This is a genomic window from Paenilisteria portnoyi (assembly GCF_014322795.1).
GTDB classification, from domain to species: domain Bacteria; phylum Bacillota; class Bacilli; order Lactobacillales; family Listeriaceae; genus Listeria_A; species Listeria_A portnoyi.
On record NZ_JAASTT010000001.1, the window covers coordinates 19,305 to 41,915 of the forward strand.

The 22,611-nt window shown below is 41.5% G+C and carries 22 protein-coding genes; 20 read left to right on the forward strand and 2 right to left on the reverse strand.

All coding sequences use genetic code 11. The features are described from left to right. Positions 1–40 precede the first annotated feature (40 nt). The 3 genes from HCJ66_RS00120 (at position 41) to holA (ending at position 3,982) form a co-directional block, all read left to right on the forward strand. Positions 41–604 carry a ComE operon protein 2 gene (locus tag HCJ66_RS00120; protein ID WP_187131330.1) on the forward strand — a complete coding sequence of 188 codons (564 nt, stop codon included), beginning with the start codon at positions 41–43 and terminating at the stop codon, positions 602–604. A gap of 30 nt (positions 605–634) precedes the next feature. Further along, a complete protein-coding gene (locus HCJ66_RS00125; protein ID WP_187131331.1) occupies positions 635–2,872 on the forward strand; it encodes a DNA internalization-related competence protein ComEC/Rec2 in 2,238 nt (745 codons plus the stop codon). 72 nt (positions 2,873–2,944) lie between these two features. Further along, the gene (gene holA, locus HCJ66_RS00130; RefSeq protein ID WP_187131332.1) at positions 2,945–3,982 is read left to right on the forward strand and encodes a DNA polymerase III subunit delta; all 1,038 of its coding nucleotides are present in this window, start codon (positions 2,945–2,947) and stop codon (positions 3,980–3,982) included. A 123-nt stretch (positions 3,983–4,105) separates the two neighbouring features. On the opposite strand, the gene rpsT is transcribed toward holA, so the two are convergent. Further along, complete coding sequence (gene rpsT / locus HCJ66_RS00135) at positions 4,106–4,360, reverse strand: 30S ribosomal protein S20 (RefSeq protein ID WP_181675461.1); 255 nt, start codon at positions 4,358–4,360, stop codon at positions 4,106–4,108. 242 nt (positions 4,361–4,602) lie between these two features. Between rpsT and lepA the strand changes: the two genes are divergently transcribed. The 16 genes from lepA (at position 4,603) to era (ending at position 20,766) form a co-directional block, all read left to right on the forward strand. After that, positions 4,603–6,426 (forward strand): translation elongation factor 4, encoded by a 1,824-nt coding sequence (lepA, locus tag HCJ66_RS00140; protein WP_187131333.1) that lies wholly within the window; start codon positions 4,603–4,605, stop codon positions 6,424–6,426. Between the two features lie 85 nt (positions 6,427–6,511). Further along, a complete protein-coding gene (hemW, locus tag HCJ66_RS00145; RefSeq protein WP_187131334.1) occupies positions 6,512–7,639 on the forward strand; it encodes a radical SAM family heme chaperone HemW in 1,128 nt (375 codons plus the stop codon). 135 nt (positions 7,640–7,774) lie between these two features. Further along, positions 7,775–8,812, forward strand: a complete 1,038-nt coding sequence (gene hrcA, locus HCJ66_RS00150; RefSeq protein WP_181675464.1) for a heat-inducible transcriptional repressor HrcA — start codon at positions 7,775–7,777, stop codon at positions 8,810–8,812. 14 nt (positions 8,813–8,826) lie between these two features. After that, on the forward strand, positions 8,827–9,408 hold the full coding sequence (grpE, locus tag HCJ66_RS00155) for a nucleotide exchange factor GrpE (protein ID WP_187131335.1): 582 nt from the start codon (positions 8,827–8,829) through the stop codon (positions 9,406–9,408). Positions 9,409–9,462: 54 nt separating this feature from the next. After that, positions 9,463–11,304: a molecular chaperone DnaK gene (gene dnaK, locus HCJ66_RS00160; RefSeq protein WP_187131336.1), complete on the forward strand. Its 1,842-nt coding sequence runs from the start codon at positions 9,463–9,465 to the stop codon at positions 11,302–11,304. A 144-nt stretch (positions 11,305–11,448) separates the two neighbouring features. Beyond that, complete coding sequence (gene dnaJ / locus HCJ66_RS00165; protein WP_181675467.1) at positions 11,449–12,588, forward strand: molecular chaperone DnaJ; 1,140 nt, start codon at positions 11,449–11,451, stop codon at positions 12,586–12,588. Positions 12,589–12,663: 75 nt separating this feature from the next. After that, positions 12,664–13,605, forward strand: a complete 942-nt coding sequence (gene prmA / locus HCJ66_RS00170) for a 50S ribosomal protein L11 methyltransferase (protein ID WP_187131337.1) — start codon at positions 12,664–12,666, stop codon at positions 13,603–13,605. Positions 13,606–13,610: 5 nt separating this feature from the next. Beyond that, a complete protein-coding gene (locus HCJ66_RS00175; protein WP_187131338.1) occupies positions 13,611–14,354 on the forward strand; it encodes a 16S rRNA (uracil(1498)-N(3))-methyltransferase in 744 nt (247 codons plus the stop codon). A 223-nt stretch (positions 14,355–14,577) separates the two neighbouring features. Beyond that, complete coding sequence (gene rpsU / locus HCJ66_RS00180; RefSeq protein ID WP_036061859.1) at positions 14,578–14,751, forward strand: 30S ribosomal protein S21; 174 nt, start codon at positions 14,578–14,580, stop codon at positions 14,749–14,751. A gap of 20 nt (positions 14,752–14,771) precedes the next feature. Next, positions 14,772–15,218: a GatB/YqeY domain-containing protein gene (locus tag HCJ66_RS00185; protein ID WP_187131339.1), complete on the forward strand. Its 447-nt coding sequence runs from the start codon at positions 14,772–14,774 to the stop codon at positions 15,216–15,218. A 274-nt stretch (positions 15,219–15,492) separates the two neighbouring features. Further along, positions 15,493–16,428, forward strand: a complete 936-nt coding sequence (locus HCJ66_RS00190; RefSeq protein ID WP_425487913.1) for a PhoH family protein — start codon at positions 15,493–15,495, stop codon at positions 16,426–16,428. Positions 16,429–16,456: 28 nt separating this feature from the next. Then, a complete protein-coding gene (locus tag HCJ66_RS00195; protein ID WP_187131340.1) occupies positions 16,457–18,592 on the forward strand; it encodes an HD family phosphohydrolase in 2,136 nt (711 codons plus the stop codon). 11 nt (positions 18,593–18,603) lie between these two features. Continuing rightward, positions 18,604–19,083, forward strand: coding sequence for an rRNA maturation RNase YbeY (ybeY, locus tag HCJ66_RS00200; RefSeq protein WP_187131341.1), 480 nt, complete (start codon positions 18,604–18,606; stop codon positions 19,081–19,083). Next, complete coding sequence (locus HCJ66_RS00205; protein ID WP_181675474.1) at positions 19,061–19,447, forward strand: diacylglycerol kinase family protein; 387 nt, start codon at positions 19,061–19,063, stop codon at positions 19,445–19,447. Before ybeY ends, HCJ66_RS00205 begins: the two co-directional genes overlap by 23 nt. A gap of 15 nt (positions 19,448–19,462) precedes the next feature. Continuing rightward, entirely contained in the window at positions 19,463–19,858 is a 396-nt protein-coding gene (locus HCJ66_RS00210) for a cytidine deaminase (RefSeq protein ID WP_187131342.1), read from the forward strand. Next, positions 19,858–20,766: a GTPase Era gene (era, locus tag HCJ66_RS00215; RefSeq protein ID WP_181675476.1), complete on the forward strand. Its 909-nt coding sequence runs from the start codon at positions 19,858–19,860 to the stop codon at positions 20,764–20,766. Before HCJ66_RS00210 ends, era begins: the two co-directional genes overlap by 1 nt. Positions 20,767–20,823: 57 nt before the next feature. Here the strand turns inward: era and HCJ66_RS00220 are convergent, their stop codons facing one another. Continuing rightward, positions 20,824–21,519 carry a DUF4352 domain-containing protein gene (locus HCJ66_RS00220; RefSeq protein ID WP_187131343.1) on the reverse strand — a complete coding sequence of 232 codons (696 nt, stop codon included), beginning with the start codon at positions 21,517–21,519 and terminating at the stop codon, positions 20,824–20,826. Between the two features lie 123 nt (positions 21,520–21,642). Between HCJ66_RS00220 and recO the strand changes: the two genes are divergently transcribed. Next, positions 21,643–22,422: a DNA repair protein RecO gene (recO, locus tag HCJ66_RS00225; protein WP_181675478.1), complete on the forward strand. Its 780-nt coding sequence runs from the start codon at positions 21,643–21,645 to the stop codon at positions 22,420–22,422. The last annotated feature ends 189 nt before the right edge of the window (positions 22,423–22,611 follow it).

The following is a 22,611-nucleotide window of genomic DNA, read 5'->3' on the forward strand; positions in this document are numbered from 1 at the left end:
CATATACTAAAAGCATCAATCTCTTAAAGGAGCGACAAATATGCAAAGAATAGCTTGGGATCAGTTCTTTTTGGCGCAAAGCCATCTAATATCTTCTAGGAGCACGTGTACACGTCTCATGGTTGGAGCAACAATTGTTCGGGATAAACGTATTATTGCAGGCGGCTACAACGGATCCATCGCTGGTGGGGACCATTGTGACGAAGAAGGCTGTTATGTCGTGGAAGGACATTGTATACGTACGATTCATGCAGAGATGAACGCGATTTTACAATGCGCGAAGTTTGGCGCCTCCACAGATAACGCTGAAATGTATGTGACGCACTTCCCTTGTATAGCATGTTGCAAATCGATTATTCAAGCGGGGATTAAAGCAGTTTACTATGCGAAAGATTACAAAAATCATCCGTATGCGATGGAGCTTTTTGAACGGGCTGATGTAGTTATCAAGAAAATACCATTTGATGAGCATGTGCTAAATAATGCGGCTCAAATCGAACAAAGCGTTATACAGACGGTACAAGAAGTGTTGCAACAAGAGGAAGTGCCAGCATCAACAATTGCCCACCTAGAAGATCAACTACGACAACAGTTTTTAAAATAAAGTGAGGTGAGGACTATAGAACGTCTTTTTTTGACGATAGCTGTAGCCATTATTCTCGCTGTAATATGTGTGTTTATTTCGATTAAGACTCTTTTGTTATTTGGCGTCCTACTTGTAATCTCGTTTTTGCTTAAGCGAAACCAATTAGTAGTTTTTTTCAGCCTTACCCTCGTGGCAGGAGGTTTTTTCTGGTTTTTTGATGATCAGAATCATTCTCAATTTCAAGCAGGAGATATAGACGGAACCGTTACTTTAAATGATGGAATTGTGATTGATGGAGATGCTTTTCGCGCGCAGATTTTATACAAGGGCGAGCGTTTTCAATTAAGCTATAAAATCGCCAGCGAACAAGAACAGCAGCGATTTATGAAGTTGAATTATGGGGACGAGTTGCAAGTAAGTGGTACATTAGAAATGCCAGAAAAGAATCGTAATAAGGACCAATTTAATTATCAGGAATTTTTGTATCGAAAGCAAGTCCACTGGCTGTTAAAGGCGAACGCTGTAAAACCACTTACTGAGAAAAGTGCATCATGGTTGCATCATTTGAAAAACTTCCGAAAATCTCAACTCGAAAAAATAGATACGGGATTAGATTCGCAAATTGCCCCCTATGTGGCGTCGCTCATATACGGAGATCGAACCACTGTAGAGACTTCTGTTTATGAAAGCTATCAACGTTTAGGCGTAGTCCATCTTCTCGCGATATCAGGATTACATGTGAATTTAGTTATTTCTGGATTCTTACTACTGTTTCGCCGTCTCGGATGTCAAATTGAAAAAACGGCGATAGTCATGATTTGTTTATTACCATTATACTGCCTAATGACAGGAGCGAACCCGCCTGTTGTGCGAGCAGGAATAATGACCATTTGTTTGATGATAGGTAGATTGTCGCCGATTCGTGTGACATCACTCCAAGCGCTCTGTTTTAGCTTCATTTTTGTTTTCCTCTTAAATCCGTATTGCGTGTTTGAAATTGGCTTTCAACTTTCCTATGCCGTTTCGTTTGCCATTATTTTATCTGGACGGAAAATTATGCGAAAAGTATCTTCTAACTTGTTGAGTTCACTCTATATCTCTCTTATTTCTACGGTCTCGGGCATCGCGATTATGAGTTATCATTTTTATGAGTTTTCCATTGTGGGTGTGTTTCTAAATATTATTTATGTACCACTGTTTACGTTTATACTTCTGCCATTAAGTTTTTTAGCAATCTTTTTCTTGAATATAGTCCCCGTCCTACTTTTCATTCCTACGGCTATCATGAAAATAGCAGTTAGTTTATCAGAAAACCTCGCTTCTGCCTTGCAAAATATGCCCTTCACAATGTGGGTGACAGGAAGGGCGAGTCCTATTGTATTGGCAGTTTTATTCCTACTTACTTTGTATTTTTTCTATAGTTGGGAGAAGACTGGAAAAGTTTGTCGTTACTTGCTCCCAATCGCGCTATGTCTTGTGATAGGGACGGTCAATATCACTGGGAAAGTGTCTATTATTGATATCGGACAAGGAGATAGTATTCTGATTCAGTTACCGTGGAACAAAGGCACATACGTGATTGATGTAGGCGGACAAATGGCTTTCGACAAAGAGAAGTGGGCGGAACGAAAAGCGCCATTCTCTGTTGGAAAAAATATTGTGACACCAGTGTTGAAATCCAAGGGTATTTCGAAACTAGACAAACTGATTGTGACACACAGCGACGCAGATCATATGGAGGGGCTAATCGATGTAGGTAAGTCGATTCAAATCAAAGAACTCATTTATGCAGAAGGCGGCGAAACAAAAAGCATTATGAAAAAAGCCTTGCAAGCTCTTCCAAATGTTCCGGCAAAAGCCGTACTTGCTGGCTATAGCTGGGCAAAAGGTGAGGCTACTTTCCAAGTTATTAGCCCAACTGAAAGAGGCGAAGGTGGTAACAATGATTCTATCGTAATTGCCGCAGTGTTAGATAAGAAAAGGTGGTTATTTACAGGAGATATTGAGATGGAGACGGAGCAAGCTCTACTTGAAAACCCACTTATCCAGGCAGATATATTGAAAGTGGGACATCATGGCAGTAAAACCTCAACAACACCAGCATTTATTGATAAAGTGAAACCCGTGATATCACTTATTTCTTGTGGAGTGGACAATCGCTTTGGGCATCCTCGAATCGAAACGCTCCAAACGCTTGAAGCTGCAAATAGCGCTATTTATCGCACTGACCAGCAAGGAGAAATAATCTATACTTTTTCAAAAGGATTTAGCTTTGGATTAGAATGAAATTTCCACTTGCGTAAAGCTCTTTCTTGATTTACGATAGGATAGAGATATGTGGGAAGGTGATGGCGATTCATGATTTCGGATTGGAAGAAAATAGAGAAAAAACAGTTTGCCCCAGTTTATCTGATTATCGGGACAGAAGATTATATTATTAACGAGACGAAGAAGCGGCTCGTAGCAGGGATTTTAGATGCAGAGGATACAGATTTTAATTACGCTAATTTTGATTTGGACGAAACGGCTATCGAGCAAGTTGTGGAGGAGGCAGAAACGATTCCTTTTTTTGGCGATCGCCGCTTGATTATTGCGTCTAATCCGTCCTTTTTGACATCAGAGAAAACCAAAAGTAAGATTGAGCATCGGACTGCGCGTTTAGAAGACTATTTGAATGAGCCGGTAGATTATTCGATTTTGGTTTTTGTGGCTAGGGTAGAGAAGTTAGACGAACGAAAAAAATTAACAAAACTGCTTAAAAAGCAAGCGACGATAATCGATGCTAAGCGTCCAAATGAGGCAGAATTACGCAAATGGTTACAAGGTGTGAGCGATGCTAATGAGTTCAAAATGGACAATGTTGCAACAGATCGACTCATAGAATTAACAGGTGGGCAATTAACAACGGCTATGAACGAATTAGATAAACTGATGTTGTATAAATTGGAAGAACGAGCGATTCATATAGCGGACGTAGAGGGTCTGGTTGTCAGATCTTTGGAGCAGAACATCTTTTTGCTACTCGACAAAATGATTGCCCTAGACATAGGTGGCGCGCTAAGCATTTATTACGATTTACTCAAACAAAAAGAAGAGCCAATCAAAATACTAGCTCTTATCGCGAGTCAGTTTCGTCTGCTAACACAAATTAAATTATTAGAAAAACAAGGATTCAGCCAGCAACAAGTAGCTCAAAAATTAAAAGTGCATCCATTCAGGGTTAAAATAGGTGCCAGACAAGCCAAAAGTTTCGCCTATCAGGAACTAACCTCGATTTTAGAGAAATTAGCTCAGATGGATTTTGAAATGAAGACGGGTTATGGTGACAAAGCGCAAAAATTGGAATGGTTCTTCTTTTCTCTTCAAGATCAAAGAAAAATGCAGCGATCGAATTAAATATTTGGATGGAAGTGTGTATGTTGCTAGTCATGAGGTCCTGATGATGCGGGCACTTTCAGATTCCAGTAACAGCAAAAAAACATCACACGGTGTGTGATGTTTTTGCGATTAAGAATCGTATTATTTAGCTAATTTTTTAGCTAAGCGAGATTTATTGCGTGCTGCATTGTTTTTGTGAAGTAGACCTTTGCTTACCGCACTATCCAACTTTTTGCTAGCTGCAACATATAATTCTTGCGCGTTGTCTGCATTGTTTTCTGCAGCTTGCTCGAATTTCTTAACAGCTGTACGCATTGCAGTACGTTGAGATGTGTTACGGCTATTGCGAGTTTCAGTTGTTTTTACACGTTTGATTGCTGATTTAATATTTGGCATTTCATTCACCTCCGCCCAAAATTATGAGGTAGTATCTTATATATACCATACCCTTCAAAATTACACTAGAACAAATGCTATTATACCTAAACACGGCGGATATTGCAATATTACTTTACTAATTTATTTATTTTTTCACGAAAAAAGTCGGAAGTGATTGAAAATAGCGAGCTCTACTGATATAATCTATCTTAGCTTGCCATCGTTTTAATAAGATGAGTTCGAATTCGGGAGCTGGAGAAATGAAGAAAGAAGAAATGCTAGAAAGACAAAAGAAAATAAGAAATTTTTCGATAATAGCGCATATTGACCATGGTAAATCAACGCTTGCCGATCGTATCCTCGAAATGACGAATGCATTGACGCATCGTGAAATGAAGGCGCAATTGCTTGATTCGATGGATTTGGAGCGTGAGCGTGGTATTACTATCAAGCTGAACGCTGTGGAATTATCGTATACTGCCAAAGATGGCGAAACATATATTTTTCACTTGATTGATACGCCAGGGCATGTCGATTTCACGTATGAAGTTTCGCGTAGTTTAGCGGCGTGTGAAGGTGCTATTCTAGTTGTGGATGCGGCGCAAGGTATTGAGGCTCAAACGCTCGCCAATGTTTACTTGGCACTAGACAATGATTTGGAAATTATGCCTGTTATTAATAAAATTGATCTTCCGGCAGCAGAACCGGAGCGTGTTCGTGCTGAAATTGAGGATGTTATTGGCTTGGATGCATCGGATGCGGTACTTGCTTCTGCAAAATCTGGTATTGGGATTGAGGATATTCTGGAGCAAGTGGTTGCGAAAATCCCTGCACCAACTGGGGATATCGATGCTCCGTTACAAGCGCTTATTTTTGATTCTGTCTTTGATGCATATCGCGGTGTTATTGCGAATATTCGGATTATGCAAGGATCGGTTAAAGCGGGAGACAAGATCCGAATGATGGCCAATGGTCGTGAATTTGAGGTGACGGAAGTTGGTGTGTTTACGCCGAAATCGACACCTAGAGATCAACTTATGGTTGGGGATGTTGGCTATCTAACTGCTGCGATTAAAAATGTGAGTGACACAAGTGTTGGGGATACAATCACGCTTGCGAATAACCCGGCATCGGAAGCTTTACCTGGTTATCGTAAGTTAAATCCAATGGTTTATTGCGGTTTATATCCGATTGACTCGGCGAAATACAATGATTTACGTGATGCGCTTGAAAAACTGGAATTGAATGATTCTGCACTTCAATATGAGGCGGAGACTTCACAGGCTCTCGGTTTTGGTTTCCGTTGTGGGTTCCTTGGGTTGCTTCATATGGAAATTATTCAAGAGCGTATCGAGCGGGAATTTAATATTGATTTAATTACAACTGCACCAAGTGTTATCTATCATGTGAATTTGACAGATGGTTCTAAAGTGGTGGTTGATAATCCTGCTGAAATGCCAGAACAAGGGGTTATTGACTCTGTTGAGGAGCCCTATGTGAAAGCGACGATTATGGTACCAAACGATTACGTGGGGGCTGTCATGGAGCTTGCGCAAAATAAACGTGGAAACTTCATGACCATGGAGTATTTAGATGATATTCGGGTGAGTGTTATTTATGAAATGCCACTTTCAGAGATTGTGTATGACTTTTTCGATCAGTTGAAATCGGGTACGAAGGGTTATGCTTCGTTTGATTATGAATTAATTGGTTACCGTGAATCGAAACTCGTGAAGATGGATATCGTGTTAAATAATGAGAAAGTCGATGCGCTTAGCTTTATTGTCCATCGTGATTTCTCTTATGAACGTGGGAAAATTATCGTAGAAAAACTGAAAGAATTGATTCCAAGACAACAGTTCGAAGTTCCGATTCAAGCAGCGATTAGTACAAAGATTGTCGCGCGCTCAACGATTAAGGCGCTTCGGAAAAACGTACTTGCTAAATGTTATGGTGGGGACGTGTCTCGGAAACGGAAACTTTTAGAGAAGCAAAAAGAAGGTAAGAAACGTATGAAGTCCATTGGTTCGGTAGACGTACCACAAGAAGCTTTCATGGCTATCTTGAAAATGGATGATAAATAAAGATTGGACGAAAAAGCGACTTTATCTTGCTCCCGTTGGACAGGAGAAGTTCGCTTTTTCTCCTTAAGGAAATGAGTGTATAAGAATGACCGCGATATATATTCACATCCCATTTTGCGAACATATTTGTTATTACTGTGATTTCAATAAAGTTTTTCTGGAAGGGCAACCAGTCGATGAGTATGTAGATTTGCTGATTAAAGAGATGGAAATGGTGACGGCGAAACATGCGATGGAGCCGGTGGAGACGGTTTTTGTTGGTGGTGGGACGCCTACGACATTGACGGAAGCGCAACTCGTAAAGCTCTGTTCGGCTGTTCAACATCTTTTTCCGCTAACGGAGGATGCAGAATTTAGCTTCGAGGCTAATCCTGGGGACTTGTCGCTGAGCAAGTTGCAAGTGATGAAAGATCATGGCGTGAATCGCTTGAGCATGGGAGTTCAAAGCTTCAATAATGAATTGCTGAAAAAAATTGGACGGATTCATACGGTCGATGATGTATATCAATCGGTGAATAATGCGAAACAAGTTGGCTTTGAGAATGTAAGCATTGACTTGATTTTTAGTTTGCCGGGCCAGACGGAAGCAGACTTTGAGGATACACTGACGAAAGCTTTGAATCTGGATTTACCGCATTACTCTGCGTATTCCCTTATCATTGAGCCGAAGACAATTTTCTATAATTTGATGCGAAAAGGGAAGTTGCTCCTTCCTGGTGAAGATGCTGAGGCTAATATGTATGAGATGCTGATGAGCACGATGGAAGAGCGCGGGCGTAAGCAATATGAAATCAGCAATTTTGCGAAACTGGGTTTTGAAAGTAGGCATAATATCGTTTATTGGAGCAATGAGCATTATTTTGGTTTCGGCGCGGGAGCTCACGGTTACATCGGTGAGACGCGTTACGCAAACTATGGTCCACTGAAAAAATACATGCAACCGCTCGAAAAGGATGAACTGCCAACTTTCCAACAAAAAGAACTGACATTGAAAGAAAAGATGGAGGAAGAAATGTTTCTCGGATTGCGAAAAGTAGCGGGTGTTGATAAGGCGCATTTTCAAGCTAAATTTGGTCAGGCACTTGATACGACTTTTGCGCGGGCGATTGATAAAACGGTTGAAAAGGGCTGGCTAGAATCTACGCCAGAAAGTGTTCGACTTACGAGACGTGGGAGGTTCCTAGGGAATAATGTTTTCCAAGAATTTTTATAGAAGCACTGGATTTCGGCTAATTACTACTTTAGTCTGAAATCGAGTGTTTTTTGTTGACAGTAGACGGTCATAGTGGTAAATTTATAATTGTATTTAGCACTTAAACCTATCGAGTGCTAAAAAGAGGTGATAGATATGTTAACCGAGAGGCAATTGCTAATCTTTCGTGCCATTATCGACCATTTCATCGAGACTGTGCAACCAGTTGGATCTAAGAATTTGCTGAAGGAGAACAACTTGCCATTTAGTTCAGCGACGATTCGCAATGAGATGAGTGTTCTGGAAGAGTACGGATTTATCGAAAAAACGCATTCTTCATCAGGACGCATTCCTTCTGAGAAAGGTTATCGTTTCTACGTGGATTATTTACTCGAACCGCAGAAATTGAAGAAGCAGGATATTATGTCCATTCAATCGCTTTTTTCGGAGACGTACTTTGAAATGGAGCAGCTTATTCAAAAATCAGCGCTCATGTTGTCGGATTTGACGAATTATACATCGATTTTACTTGGCCCAGCTTCCAAACAGAACCGGTTGAGTGGTTTCCGTTTTGTACCAATTAATAGGAACCAGGCGATGTTAATTCTGATTACGGATCAAGGTCACATTGATAATCATGTGGTGACGATTCCGGAAACGATGACGCCGAGTGATATGGAGCGGGTTGTCAACATTCTAAATGAGCGTTTGGTTGGTCTTCCGATTGATCAGATGAATTCGATGATTCCGGCAGAAGTGTCCGATTTACTACGAAGCAATGTGGTAAATCACGAATTAATGCTTTCGATTTTGAAGGATTCGTTCCAACAAGTTAGTAAGGAAAAAGTGTATTTTGGTGGCAAAACGAACATTTTGAATCAACCAGAATTCCACGATTTTGCCAAAGTTCGCGAGTTGCTGCGGTTGATGGATCAGGAAAAGGATGTTTACCAGCTCTTTTCTGATATACCTCAAGGCCTTCATGTTAAGATTGGTACGGAGATTAATAACCATTTGATGGATGATTGTAGTATTATTACTGCGACATACAGCATTGCCAATGAACATGTGGGGGGCATTGTCCTCCTTGGCCCGACACGGATGGAATACGACCGCATGATGGGCTTGGTTGATTTAGTAAGTCGGGATTTAACAACTGTATTAACAAGGCTTTATCATGATAATCAAAAATAGAAGAGGTGACAAACGTGTCTGAACAAAAAAACAAAAAAGAAAAAGTAGAGCAAGAGATCGAAAAAGAAGCGGCGGAAGATTTGAACGTCGTGGAAGAAAAGATGGAAGCTCACAATGAAGAAGTAGAAAAAGAATTAACAGAAAATGAGAAGCGTTTGCTTGAGTTAGAAGAGAAATTAGCATCATCTGAGGATCGTTACTTGCGTTTGCAGGCCGATTTTGAGAATGTGAAGAAACGCAATATCGCAGAGCGTTCAGCGAATCAGAAATATCGATCACAATCGATCGCGGAGGAACTTTTGCCAGCGCTTGATGGTTTCCAGAAAGCACTTGACACGCAAAGCGACTCGGAACAAATGGAAGCACTTTTGGCGGGCATGAAAATGGTCTATGGTCAAATTATGACGGCGCTTGAAAAAGAAGGCGTGGAAGAAATTCCGGCACTCGGTGAGCAATTCGATCCGAACTTCCATCAAGCGGTCATGCAAGATAGTGACGATTCAAAAGAAAGCAATGAAATCACGATGGAATTGCAAAAAGGATACAAGTTGAAAGACCGCGTTATCCGTCCATCGATGGTAAAAGTAAACCAATAAAACAAGAATCCGGTTGCGAAAATGTGATCGGTAACAATAGGAGGAAATAAAATTATGAGTAAAATTATCGGTATTGACTTAGGAACTACAAACTCTGCAGTGGCAGTATTAGAAGGCGGAGAAGCAAAAATCATTCCAAATCCAGAGGGCGCGCGTACAACACCATCTGTTGTCGGCTTCAAAAACGGCGAACGTCAAGTTGGGGAAGTTGCGAAACGTGCAGCGATTACAAACCCAAATACGGTAGCATCAATCAAACGCCACATGGGTACAGATTACAAAGAAACAGTGGAAGATAAAGACTATTCACCACAAGAAATCAGCGCGATCATTTTACAATATTTAAAAGGTTACGCAGAAGATTATCTTGGTGAAACAGTTGATAAAGCGGTTATTACAGTGCCTGCTTATTTCAACGACGCGCAACGTCAAGCAACAAAAGACGCTGGTAAAATCGCAGGACTTGAAGTAGAACGTATCATCAATGAGCCTACTGCAGCGGCACTTGCTTACGGTATGGATAAAATTGACAAAGACCAAACAATCCTCGTTTTTGACTTAGGTGGCGGTACTTTTGACGTATCTATTCTAGAGCTTGGCGATGGCGTATTCGAAGTTCACTCAACAGCCGGCGATAACTTGCTTGGTGGGGATGACTTTGACCAAAAAATTATTGATTTCCTAGTTGCTGAATTCAAACGCGACAACGGAATTGACCTTTCTAAAGATAAAATGGCGTTACAACGTTTGAAAGATGCTGCTGAAAAAGCGAAAAAGGATCTTTCTGGTGTTACTAGCACGCAAATTTCCCTACCATTTATCACAGCTGGAGAAGCTGGCCCACTTCACTTAGAAGTAACGCTTACTCGTGCTAAATTTGATGAATTAACACACGATTTAGTAGACCGTACAATTGCACCAACTCGTCAAGCGTTGAAAGATGCGGGACTATCGGCTAAAGATATCGACGAAGTTATCTTAGTTGGTGGATCGACTCGTATTCCAGCCGTTCAAGAAGCAATCAAAAAAGAATTAGGTAAAGAGCCACATAAAGGTGTAAACCCGGATGAAGTTGTAGCGATGGGTGCTGCGATTCAAGGTGGCGTAATCACTGGTGACGTGAAAGACGTTGTACTATTAGACGTAACTCCACTTTCTCTAGGAATTGAAACAATGGGTGGCGTGATGACTCCACTTATCGAACGTAACACAACGATTCCAACATCGAAATCACAAACATTCTCGACAGCGGCTGACAATCAACCAGCAGTAGACATTCACGTATTGCAAGGTGAGCGTCCAATGTCAAAAGATAACAAAACACTTGGTCGTTTCCAATTAACTGATTTACCACCAGCACCACGAGGCATTCCGCAAATCGAAGTTTCTTTTGATATCGATAAAAATGGTATCGTAACGGTTCGCGCGAAAGACCTTGGAACTGGCAAAGAACAAAACATCGTCATCAAATCTTCTTCAGGCTTAACAGACGAAGAGATTGAAAAAATGGTGAAAGACGCTGAATTAAACGCAGAAGAAGATAAGAAAAACAAAGAAAACGCGGAACTTCGCAACAACGCCGATCAATTAGTATTCACGGTTGATAAAACATTGAAAGAATTAGAAGGCAAAGTAGACGAAGAAGAAGTGAAAAAAGCAGAAGCGGCTCGTGATGAGTTGTCAGAAGCTCTTAAAGGTGAAGATTTTGACGTAATCAAAGAAAAAACAGACGCGTTAAATGAAATTGTTCAGGCTCTTTCCGTTAAATTGTATGAGCAAGCGGCTGCAGAACAACAAGCAGCACAAGGTGAAAATCCAGAAGCTGGCCCAGCAAATGACGACGTTGTAGACGCTGAGTTTGAAGAAGTAAACGACGACGACCAAGAGAAAAAATAAGGAATCAATGTGAGAAGGGAGTCAAAGTCTAACTGGCTTTGGCTTTTTCTCGGTTTTTTAAGGAAATCATTGTTTTACTTCGCTAAAACATGTGTTACAATACGTTAAGAGAAATACGAGAGAACAAGGAGTGAGACGCAAAAAATGGCAAAACGTGATTATTATGAAGTACTTGGCGTTTCCAAAGGCGCCTCGGCTGATGAGATAAAAAAAGCATATCGTAAATTATCGAAGCAATTTCATCCGGATATTAATAAAGATGCTGGCGCTGATGAGAAATTTAAAGAAATATCCGAAGCATACGAAATTCTAAGCGATGAATCGAAACGCGCGCAGTATGACCAATACGGACATGTCGATCCAAACCAAGGATTTGGCGGTGGCGGTTCATACGGAGGCGGCGGTTTTGGTGGCCAAGGTTTCGGTGGATTTGAAGATATTTTTGATACGTTCTTTGGTGGTGGTGGTTCGGCTCGCCAAGATCCGAATGCGCCGCGTCAAGGTAGTGATTTGCAATATAGAATGCAGTTGAAATTCAAGGAAGCGATTTTTGGTAAGGATGCTGAAATTGAAATCCCGCGTGAAGAAAGTTGTGATACGTGTGATGGAAGTGGTGCAAAACCAGGAACGCATCCTGAAAAATGTTCGCATTGTGGTGGTAAAGGTTCGATGAATGTCGAGCAAAATACGCCATTCGGCCGAATTGTTAACAAACGTACGTGTCAATACTGTAACGGTACTGGGAAAGAAATCAAGGAAAAATGTGATACGTGTCACGGTTCAGGTCGCGTCACAAAAACAAAGAAAATCAAGCTAAAAGTACCTGCTGGTGTCGATGATGGGCAACAAATGCGGGTTGCTGGTGAAGGAGAAGGCGGCGTGAATGGCGGACCAAACGGCGATCTATATGTTGTATTCTCCGTTGCGCATGATGAATTCTTTGAGCGTGAAGGCACCGATATTTATGTCGAAGTTCCGCTAACATTCGTTCAGGCCGCGCTTGGCGATGAGATTGACGTTCCGACAGTCCACGGCAAAATTCGCTTAAAAATCCCTGCCGGTACGCAAACTGGCACGACTTTCCGTTTACGCAACAAAGGTGTTCCGCATCTTCGTGGCAACGGAACAGGAGATCAGCATGTTATCGTAAAAATCATCGTTCCGAAAAAACTGGACGAGAAACAAAAAGACATTCTGCGTGAATTTGCGACAACAACTGGCGATAAAGTCGATGAAAACAGCGAAGGTTTTTTCGATAAAATGAAACGCGCTTTTAAAGGATAATAAAATAGGAAGAGGCTCAGGAATTGTATTTTTAGACATACTGGGCCTTCTTTATGAAGAAATGAGGCAGAAAAGATGAAATGGTCAGAGATTGAGATTCATTCTGTAAATGACGCAGTAGAGCCGATTACATATGCCCTGAACGATTCAGGAGCAAGCGGTGTTTCGATTGAGGATTCTGCTGATTTAACGCGCGAACATGAAGATCGTTTTGGCGAGATTTATGATTTGCAGGCGGCGGATTATCCAGCAGAAGGCGTGATTATTAAGGCGTACTTCTTAACGACGGATGATTTTTTGAAGATGGTGCCAGAGATTGAGGCGCGGATTCGTGGTTTGGTGCAGTTCGATATTCCGCTTGGTGATTTAACTTTTCAGGTCAATGAGGTGAATGACGAGGAATGGGCGACGGCTTGGAAGAAATATTATCATCCGGTTAAAATCACGGATCGGATTACAGTCGTACCAACATGGGAGGACTATACGCCAGAAAACGAGGATGAAATGATTATCGAGCTGGATCCTGGTATGGCATTCGGAACTGGAACGCACCCAACGACGCAATTGTGTGTACAGGCGCTTGAAAAAATCGTGAAACCTGGCGACGAAGTCATCGATGTTGGAACTGGCTCTGGGGTACTTAGTATTGCAAGTGCGAAACTCGGTGCGAAAAGTGTCTTGGCAACGGATTTGGATGAAGTAGCGGTTCGTGCAGCAAGGGAAAATATCGCGCAAAACCATTGTGAGGACATCGTGACGATTCAGCAAAATGATTTATTAAAAGGCATCGATCAAAAAGCGGATGTCATTGTAGCGAACATTTTAGCGGAAGTTATCCTGATGTTTCCAAAAGATGTGCACGCGGCATTAAAACCAAATGGTATTTTCATCGCGTCAGGAATTATTGAACCGAAGCGCGAAATCGTGAAAGAAGCGCTGATTGAAGCTGGTTTGACGGTATATCACATCGAACAAATAACGGATTGGGTAGCTATTTACGCCAAGCGAGGTGAATAAGAAGGATGCAGCGATATTTTATTGATGAAGTCAAAGATGAAACGGCGATTATAACGGGCGATAATTTTCATCATATCGTTCGTGTGATGCGGATGAAGCTAGACGATCAAGTGTATCTTGTTACACCAGACGAGCGTACAGCGATTGCTGGGATTAGCGAGTTAGGTGATGACTTTGTACGTTTAACTGTTTTATCATGGAAGAGCGAGTCGACAGAGCTTCCTATCCACATCACGATTGCTAGCGGTTTACCAAAAGGCGATAAACTGGAACTGATTACCCAAAAAGGGACGGAGCTGGGAGCGAAGCATTTCCTATCTTTTCCTGCAAAACGTTCGATTTCCAAATGGGATGGCAAAAAAGCGAAGAAAAAAGTGGAGCGTTTAGATAAGATTGCATTGGAAGCGGCGGAACAATCGCATCGTAGTTTTGTACCGCATTTTCAACATTTAGAATCTTTCCAAGCCCTAATTCAGTCGCTTACTCAGTATGATTATGTCGTGGTTGCCTATGAAGAGAGCGCCAAAGAGGGTGAGACTGCCGCATTGGCCTCAGTGTTCAAACAGATGAAACAAGGCGAATCGGTCCTTGCTATTTTTGGACCAGAGGGTGGTTTTGCGACCGAAGAGATTGATAAATTAGAAGCGAATAAAGCGCTCAAAGTAGGGCTAGGACCGCGAATTTTACGCACAGAAACGGCGCCATTTTATTTTCTAGCAGCGGCCTCTTATGCGTTTGAACTTTCCTGAAATGGGTATAGGAGAATAAATCGCTAACTGCTTGCAAAAATAATTAGTGAAAGTTAGCGATTGCATGTTGACTCGCCCAGCGGATTAGTTTATAATTTTTAGTGAGTGAATGCAAATAGTATGTGCATTACTTTGGAATCATTCACAGGCTAGTCTTGTGCGAGGTTTCCAAATAGCTTAGGGCATCCTTGTCCATTTAAGTGTCGGAGGGAGGGAAAGAGAGATGTCAAAAACAGTAGTTCGTAAAAACGAATCGCTTGAAGATGCTCTTCGTCGCTTTAAACGTACTGTTTCCAAAACAGGTACAATGCAAGAAGTTAGAAAGCGCGAATTTTATGAAAAACCAAGCGTAAAACGTAAAAAGAAATCAGAAGCAGCAAGAAAACGCAAATTCTAATCGAAGGGACGAAATGAAGCATGAGTCTCCTTGACCAACTGAATGAGGATATGAAACAAGCGATGCGCGCGAAAGAGAAAGAAAAACTTTCCGTTATCCGCATGTTGAAAGCGGCTTTGCAAAATGAAGCCATTCGTCTCGGTACAGATGATATATCTCCCGAAGGCGAAATTACCATTCTTTCCCGCGAAATGAAGCAACGTCGTGATTCTTTAACTGAATTCAAGAAGGCAGATCGAGCTGATCTTGTTGAGAAGTTAGAAGATGAGATGGTGATCGTGCAAAGTTATTTGCCGAAGCAACTTTCCGAGGAAGAAGTCGCTGAAATTGTAAAAGTTACGATCGATGAAGTTGGTGCAACATCCCCAGCCGATTTTGGTAAGGTGATGACCGCTGTGATGCCTAAAGTAAAAGGTAAAACAGACGGTAATGTGGTTAACAAATTCGTGAAACAATATCTTTCATAAACAAGATCAAAAGAGTCAGTTCGCTGGCTCTTTTTTTGCTGATAACGAGCAATGTTGTTTACCAGCTAGAACACGATGTTTTTGAAAGCGGGGAGACTTAATTGATCCGCCAAACATACGGAAACCAAAAACGAATCACTGTTAACTATTCCCCCGTACATAGGCACGCCGAATAGTACCAAAATCCTGCGCTTTCGTGTATAATGTAGACACACGAAGTTAATTTTAGAGTGAAGGGGTTATTTGGATGCCAACAGATCATGAGAATATAAAAATGGACTTAGCGGAAGGTTTTGACGCTAGGGAACTGTTTGGGAATAACGATGCACATATTACTTTAATTGAAGACGCGTTCGAATTGCAGATTATCACTCGCGGGGAATCGATAACGCTACAAGGGACAGAGATAAATGAGGCACACGGAGCGGCGGTTTTGGAAGCGCTAATCAGTGTCATTTTAAAAGATATCCATGTGGACGAGAGGGATGTCACACAGGCGATAAAAATGGAACAAAACGGGACTGTCGAATATTTTTCTAGTCTCTATGATGAAGAAATTACGGTGAATGCGAAAGGTAAAATGATTCGCCCTAAAACATTTGGACAACGCAAATACGTGCGTACGATTGATAAATATGATGTGGTATTTGGAATTGGGCCGGCGGGAACAGGGAAAACCTATCTAGCTGTGGTGAAAGCAGTTGCGGCTTGGAAAAAAGGAACGGTGAATAAGATTATTTTAACGCGTCCTGCTGTGGAGGCTGGCGAAAGTCTTGGATTCTTGCCGGGTGACCTGAAGGAGAAGGTAGATCCTTATTTACGACCAGTATACGATGCTTTATATGATATTTTTGGTGTGGAGCATACAACGCGTTTAATGGATCGTGGCGTGATTGAGATTGCGCCGCTTGCTTATATGCGCGGGCGGACGCTCGATAATGCGTTTGTCATTTTGGATGAGGCGCAAAACACAACAGTGGCGCAGATGAAGATGTTTTTAACACGTCTTGGCTTTGAATCTAAGATGATTGTGAATGGGGATACGACGCAAATTGATTTACCTAAAGGGGCAACGAGTGGGCTTGTGAACGCGGAGACAGTTCTGCGCGATGTGAAAAATATCGGTTTTGTTTATTTTGAGCATTTTGATGTGGTGCGTCATCCGCTTGTTGCTGAAATTATTAAAGCCTATGAAGGTAAATTGAAGTGAGAAGATTGTAAACGAAAAGGGGGTACATATGAAGCCTACGAAAAAATGGACAGATTGGTATTATAGATCGGGAAAAAGATTTGTAACACCAGTCATTTTAATCGTCTTATTCATTGTTGCCTTCGTGCTTATTTGTCAAATGGTGAAGCCAGAATCGTATAATGTGAAATTGTTCGAAGTGGCTCAAAAAACGATTCGTTCGCCGCAAACAATTGAAGATATACAAAAAACGGCGGAAGAGCAGGCAAAAGCGGCGGCTAATGTGGCTGATGTGTTTGTTTTCAACCGGGAGACCGCACAGAATCGGGAATCGCTTGTTAGTTCGCTTTTCGCATATGTGACGGAAGTGAACCGTGAAGCAGCGATAAATGATGCCAAAAATGATAAGATGACGTCGCTTGATCAGAAATTGGCTTCTTTAAATGGGAAGCTATCAAAAGATGTGTCAGAGAATATTACGGACGGTGTCAATGCGGCAATGCTTGCAACACTACTCCAAATGAACGCGAAAGATCTGCAAACGGTTGAAAAGGAAGTTGTTAATGCTCTGGATGTGGCGATGGATCAAAGTGTGCGCAAAGATAATTTGACGGATACGAAAGTCAGCGCGCGCGATACAATTGAGTTATCTAATTTGTCAGCGAGTTACAAAGGGGTTGCCAAAGCAATTTTATCTTATGCGATTGTACCTAATGAGGTTTACAACGCGGTACAGACGGAAGATCGACGCAAAGAGGCCTCGGCGAACGTGATTCCGGTTAAAATTTTGCAAGGGCAGGTTGTTGTGCAGGAAGGTCAGATTATCGATCGGGAAATATACCGGCAGCTGGCATTGCTGCATTTGTTGGACCAGAAAATGCCGATTAAGCAGTATGCTGGATTTGGACTATTATTACTGTCGCTTGGTGTGATGCTTTATTTCTTCACAAACAAGCAGAAAAATCTAGATAAAGAGCGGAAAAACCAATATGTACTTGTATTTTCATCGGTGTATATTGCGATATTGCTCATGTTGATGATTATTCGCTTTTTGGAAGGTGTGGATATTAGCAATATTTCATTCTTATTCCCAGCCGCATTCGGTCCGATGATTATCAAGATTCTGCTCAATGAGAAGTTTGCTTTCATGATGACGATTTTTACATCGGTGACGAGTTTCTTTGTTTTTCAAAGTGATGCGACGGCTGCTGTAAACGTGACGGTTTCGACTTTTATTTTACTCAGTGGACTGGCGAGTATTGTTGTTTTAAGGGATTACAGTCGGCGTTCTGCTATTCTACTTTCTGGATTTGTGGTTGGACTCGCAAATATGGCTTTTGTTTTCTTGCTATTATTAATTAGTAATACAGGACTGCTTACACTTGCATTTTGGGTGCCAGTTGGCTATGCTTTTCTAGGCGGCATTGGCTCGTTTGTGCTTGGCATTGGTGTGATTCCTCTATTTGAAACAGTATTTGGCATGCTTACAACGAGCCGTTTAGTGGAACTAGCGAATCCGAATCACCCTCTATTGAAAAAAATTATGATGAAAGCACCGGGAACCTATCACCACAGTTTGATGGTGGCTAATCTTGCGGAGGCATGTACGGATGCGATTGGCGGCAATAGTTTGCTCGTTCGAGTGGGGTGTTTTTATCATGATATCGGTAAGACGATTCGACCGCCTTATTTTGTGGAGAATCAGTTGCACGGGATTAATCCGCATGACCGACTAACGCCAGAACAGAGTCGTGATATTATTATCGCGCATACGACGGATGGCGCCGCGATTTTGCGAGATAATCATTTTCCGCAGCCGATTATCGATATTGCGTTACAACACCATGGGACAACGCTTGTGAAGTATTTTTATTACAAGGCGAAGGAGAATAATCCAGAGGTCGCAGAGGCTGATTTCCGTTATCCAGGACCGAAACCGCAAACGAAAGAAATTGCGATTATTAATATTTCAGATAGTGTGGAGGCGGCTGTCCGTTCGTGTGATGCCCCTACCAAGGAAAAAATTAAAGCGATTGTAGATAGCATTATTGAGGATAGGATGCAAGATAAGCAGTTTGTGGCGTGTGATATGACGTTTCGAGAAATAGAGATCGTTCGTGCAACATTATGTTCGACGCTCAATGGAATTTATCATCAACGTATTCAATATCCTGATGATAAGTAAGGAGGAAGACGATGACTTTAGAGCTTGATTTAATAGATGAAACCGAAGAATTGGAGCCAGATGCGCTGGACTTGGTCGAGGGTTTGTTACAGTTTGCGGCAAAACGACTGGAGATTCAAGAAGATAGTGAATTGGTTGTAACTTTTGTTGATAATGCGCGGATTCAAGAGATTAATCGTGATTATCGCGATAAAGATCAACCAACCGATGTGATTTCGTTCGCGCTAGAAGAAATGGGTGATGGCGAGACCGAGATTGCTTGGGACGAGGATATGGAGGCGCCGCGCATATTGGGAGATATCATTATTTCCACGGAGCGGGCGTTAGAACAAGCGGACGAGTACGGGCATGGATTCGATCGCGAGTTGGGTTTCTTGGCGTTACACGGGCTTCTGCACCTTCTGGGATACGATCATATCGAACCAGAGGATGAAGACGTGATGTTTTCATTACAAAGAGAAGTGTTGAATGCTTATGGACTCGAAAGATAAAGTAAAGGTTACAAGTAATCGACGCTTCAGGAAATCATTTATCCATGCCGTTACAGGTGTTAAAACAGCGATTTTAGAAGAACGCCACATGCGTGTCCATATTACTGCTGGGATGATTGTGATTATTTGTGGTGTTTTTTTCAAAGTAACAAAGATAGAGTGGTTATTTCTAATTTTCTCGATTTTCAACGTTTTGACATTTGAGATGATTAATACAGCGATTGAACGCGCGGTGGATGTGGCGACAGAAGATTTCCATCCCTATGCTAAAAAAGCGAAAGACGTCGCAGCAGGAGCCGTTTTACTAGCTTCGATTTGTTCGGCGGTTATTGGACTCTTTATTTTTATACCAAAATTATTTTAAAAGGAGTTTTTTAGGATGAAAGAAAATAATTTAATTGATCTGGCAAAAAGAGCACGTGAAAACGCGTATGTGCCATATTCTAAATTCAAAGTTGGCGCGGCTTTAGTGACGACGGAAGATGAGGTCGTGCTTGGTTGCAACATCGAGAATGCTTCTTACGGGTTGACGAATTGTGCGGAGAGAACAGCGATTTTTAAAGCAGTTTCAGAAGGTAAGCACAACTTCAAAAAATTAGTGATTGTGGCAGATACAGAAGGTCCAGTGGCTCCATGTGGCGCGTGTCGTCAAGTGATTAGTGAGTTCTGTGCACCAGAAATGCCAGTAGTTTTAACAAATATGAAGGGTGATACTGTCGAAGTAACCGTTGGGGAACTACTGCCAGGCGCCTTTACACCGGGGGATCTTAAATAATGAGTGACGTTTTCAAATCAGGTTTTGTGGCGATTGTCGGCCGTCCAAATGTAGGTAAATCGACTTTGTTGAACCAAATTATCGGGCAAAAAATCGCAATCATGAGTGATAAAGCCCAAACAACGCGTAATAAAATCCAAGGTGTGTATACGACAAATGATGCACAAGTCGTTTTCATTGATACACCAGGTATTCACAAACCGAAACATAAATTAGGCGATTTCATGGTGAAAGTAGCGCTAAATACGTTCCGAGAAGTGGACATGATTTTCTTCGTGATTGATGCGGACGCAGGTTACGGTCGCGGCGATGAATTTATTATTGAAAAACTGAAAAGAGTAGAGGAGACACCAGTTTTCCTGTTGATTAATAAAATTGACTTAGTAGAGCCAGAAGCTTTGCTGGATTTGATTGCGAAGTACAGTGAAATGCTTGATTTTGAGGAGATTATTCCGATTTCGGCACTTCAAGGGAATAACTTGGGGACGTTGCTTGAAGAAACGACGAAGCATTTACAAGAAGGTCCGATGTATTATCCAGCAGACCAAGTGACAGATCATCCCGAGCGATTCATTATTTCTGAATTGATTCGTGAACAAGTGTTGAAGTTCACACATGAAGAAGTGCCGCATTCCGTTGCTGTTGTTATCGAAGGGATTGAAGTGAATCCTGAGACGCATAAACTGCACATTATGGCGCAGATTATTGTGGAACGAAGCACGCAAAAAGGCATTCTGATTGGCAAACAAGGCCAAATGCTAAAACAAATCGGCATGCGTGCGCGTAAGGAAATCGAACTTTTGCTAGGATCGAAAGTTTATTTAGAGATTTGGGTAAAAGTGCAAAAAGGCTGGCGTGATAAGGAACATTTCTTGAATGATTACGGCTTTGACCACGACGAGTATTAATGGAGAAAAAACAGAACCGACTCTAAAAAATCCGTTCTGTTTTTTCGTATTGTATCCTTATTTTATACTACCACTCCACGATACACCATAACAGACAATATGGAACGGGCCATCACCGTAAACGTCGAAATAGATCTCCTTGGTAACTTTGGTTCCAGGTTTCACCACGACGCGCCAATCTTCTTTATATGCGTTATCGCCCTCTAGTCCATCATTATCATAAATCAAGAAATCATCAGCGTAGTAAGTAGTCGAACGAACATCTTTATTTTCAATTGTCACCGTTGCTTTTACATAGTAACCAGCCATCGGACTATGGAACTCTTTGTCACCAGCCCATTTCTCGATTTTCGTGACATTCACAAATACGTTATCGTCTACCTCTGCGGCTTGTCCCACTTTATACTCGGTGTATTCATCCGAAAAATAATCGTAATCCTCATCATAATATTCCTCAGAGTCATTGTAAGGGTCATCCTCGCCGTCTGTATCGTCATAGGTCGACCCATCCATTAAATCATCGTACATCATCGACTGGTTATCCATCATCGAATCACTGGCGTAACTCCCACTAAAAATAAAGCTAATTGCAAAAACGCCACAAAAAATGATTCCAAGAAAAGTTGCAGAGGACATCATAATCGCTCCAGGCATCTTATTTTTCCTAACGATAAGTAAAATAATACCGACAATCAGACCGACCAAACATAAAAATAAGAAAAATCCAGCAAATAATATCAATGCTACCATCATCTGAAAAACGCTCCCTTTATATCGTAATACTTTCATTGTACAACAGCTCAGGCATTAAATAAACGAAAACCTGTCTTTTTTTCAAATTGGTGTTGTATAATGGAGTATAAGGAGTGAATCGAGATGGAAAAATGTGAAGGAATTGTCATTCGAACGACCAATTACCGTGAATCTGATAAAATCGTTGTCATTTATTCGAAGGAGTATGGCAAAATTGGTTTAGTCGCCCGTGGTGCGAAAAAAACAAAGAGTCGGCTGGCTGCTGTGACACAATTATTCACAAACGGCGTCTTCACTTTTTACCCGAATCGTGGGTTAGGAACATTGCAACAAGGGGAAGCGATTACTTCTTTTTCATCGATTCAGACAGATATTTTTCTGACAGCTTATGCGACGTATGCGTGTGAATTGCTTGATAAAGCGACGGAGGAACAGCAGGCGAATGGTCCGCTTTACAACCTGTTTTATCAAATTATTCACCATATTGATGAAGGATATGATCCTCAGGTATTGACGCAGATTTTTGAGATGAAGATGCTTTCGGTGTTGGGCTTGTATCCGACGATGGATCGATGCGCGATATGTGGGCAAACAGAAGGACGGTTTGATTTTTCGGCGTATGCGAATGGCATTGTGTGTCACCGCTGTTTTGAGCGAGACAAGTACCGCCTTCATATGACGGAAAAATCGGTGAAGTTGATGCGTTTGTTTTATATTTTTCAATTGGATCGGCTCGGAAATATTGATGTGAAACAAGAGACGAAAGAAGAGGTCCAGCGCGCGATTGATACCTATTATGAACAGTATTCCGGCTTGTATTTGAAGAGCAAGAAGTTCCTTAATAATATGAAGAACTGGGATGAACTTTTAAAAGACCCAACGAAAAAAGAAGATGACGATTGACTTTTTGTTCAAAATGCGGTAAATTTTAAGGTATATACAATAGGTGCAACGACGGAAAAATAGTATTAAAAAGCTCTTTTCTAAGCGAGTTCGGAGATGGTGTGAGCCGAGCGTCAATCTTTTTAAGAAGGCCTTCCCGAGCACGAATGAAATCAAGGTGGGATTTGAGAATACTCTTTTGCGAGGTAA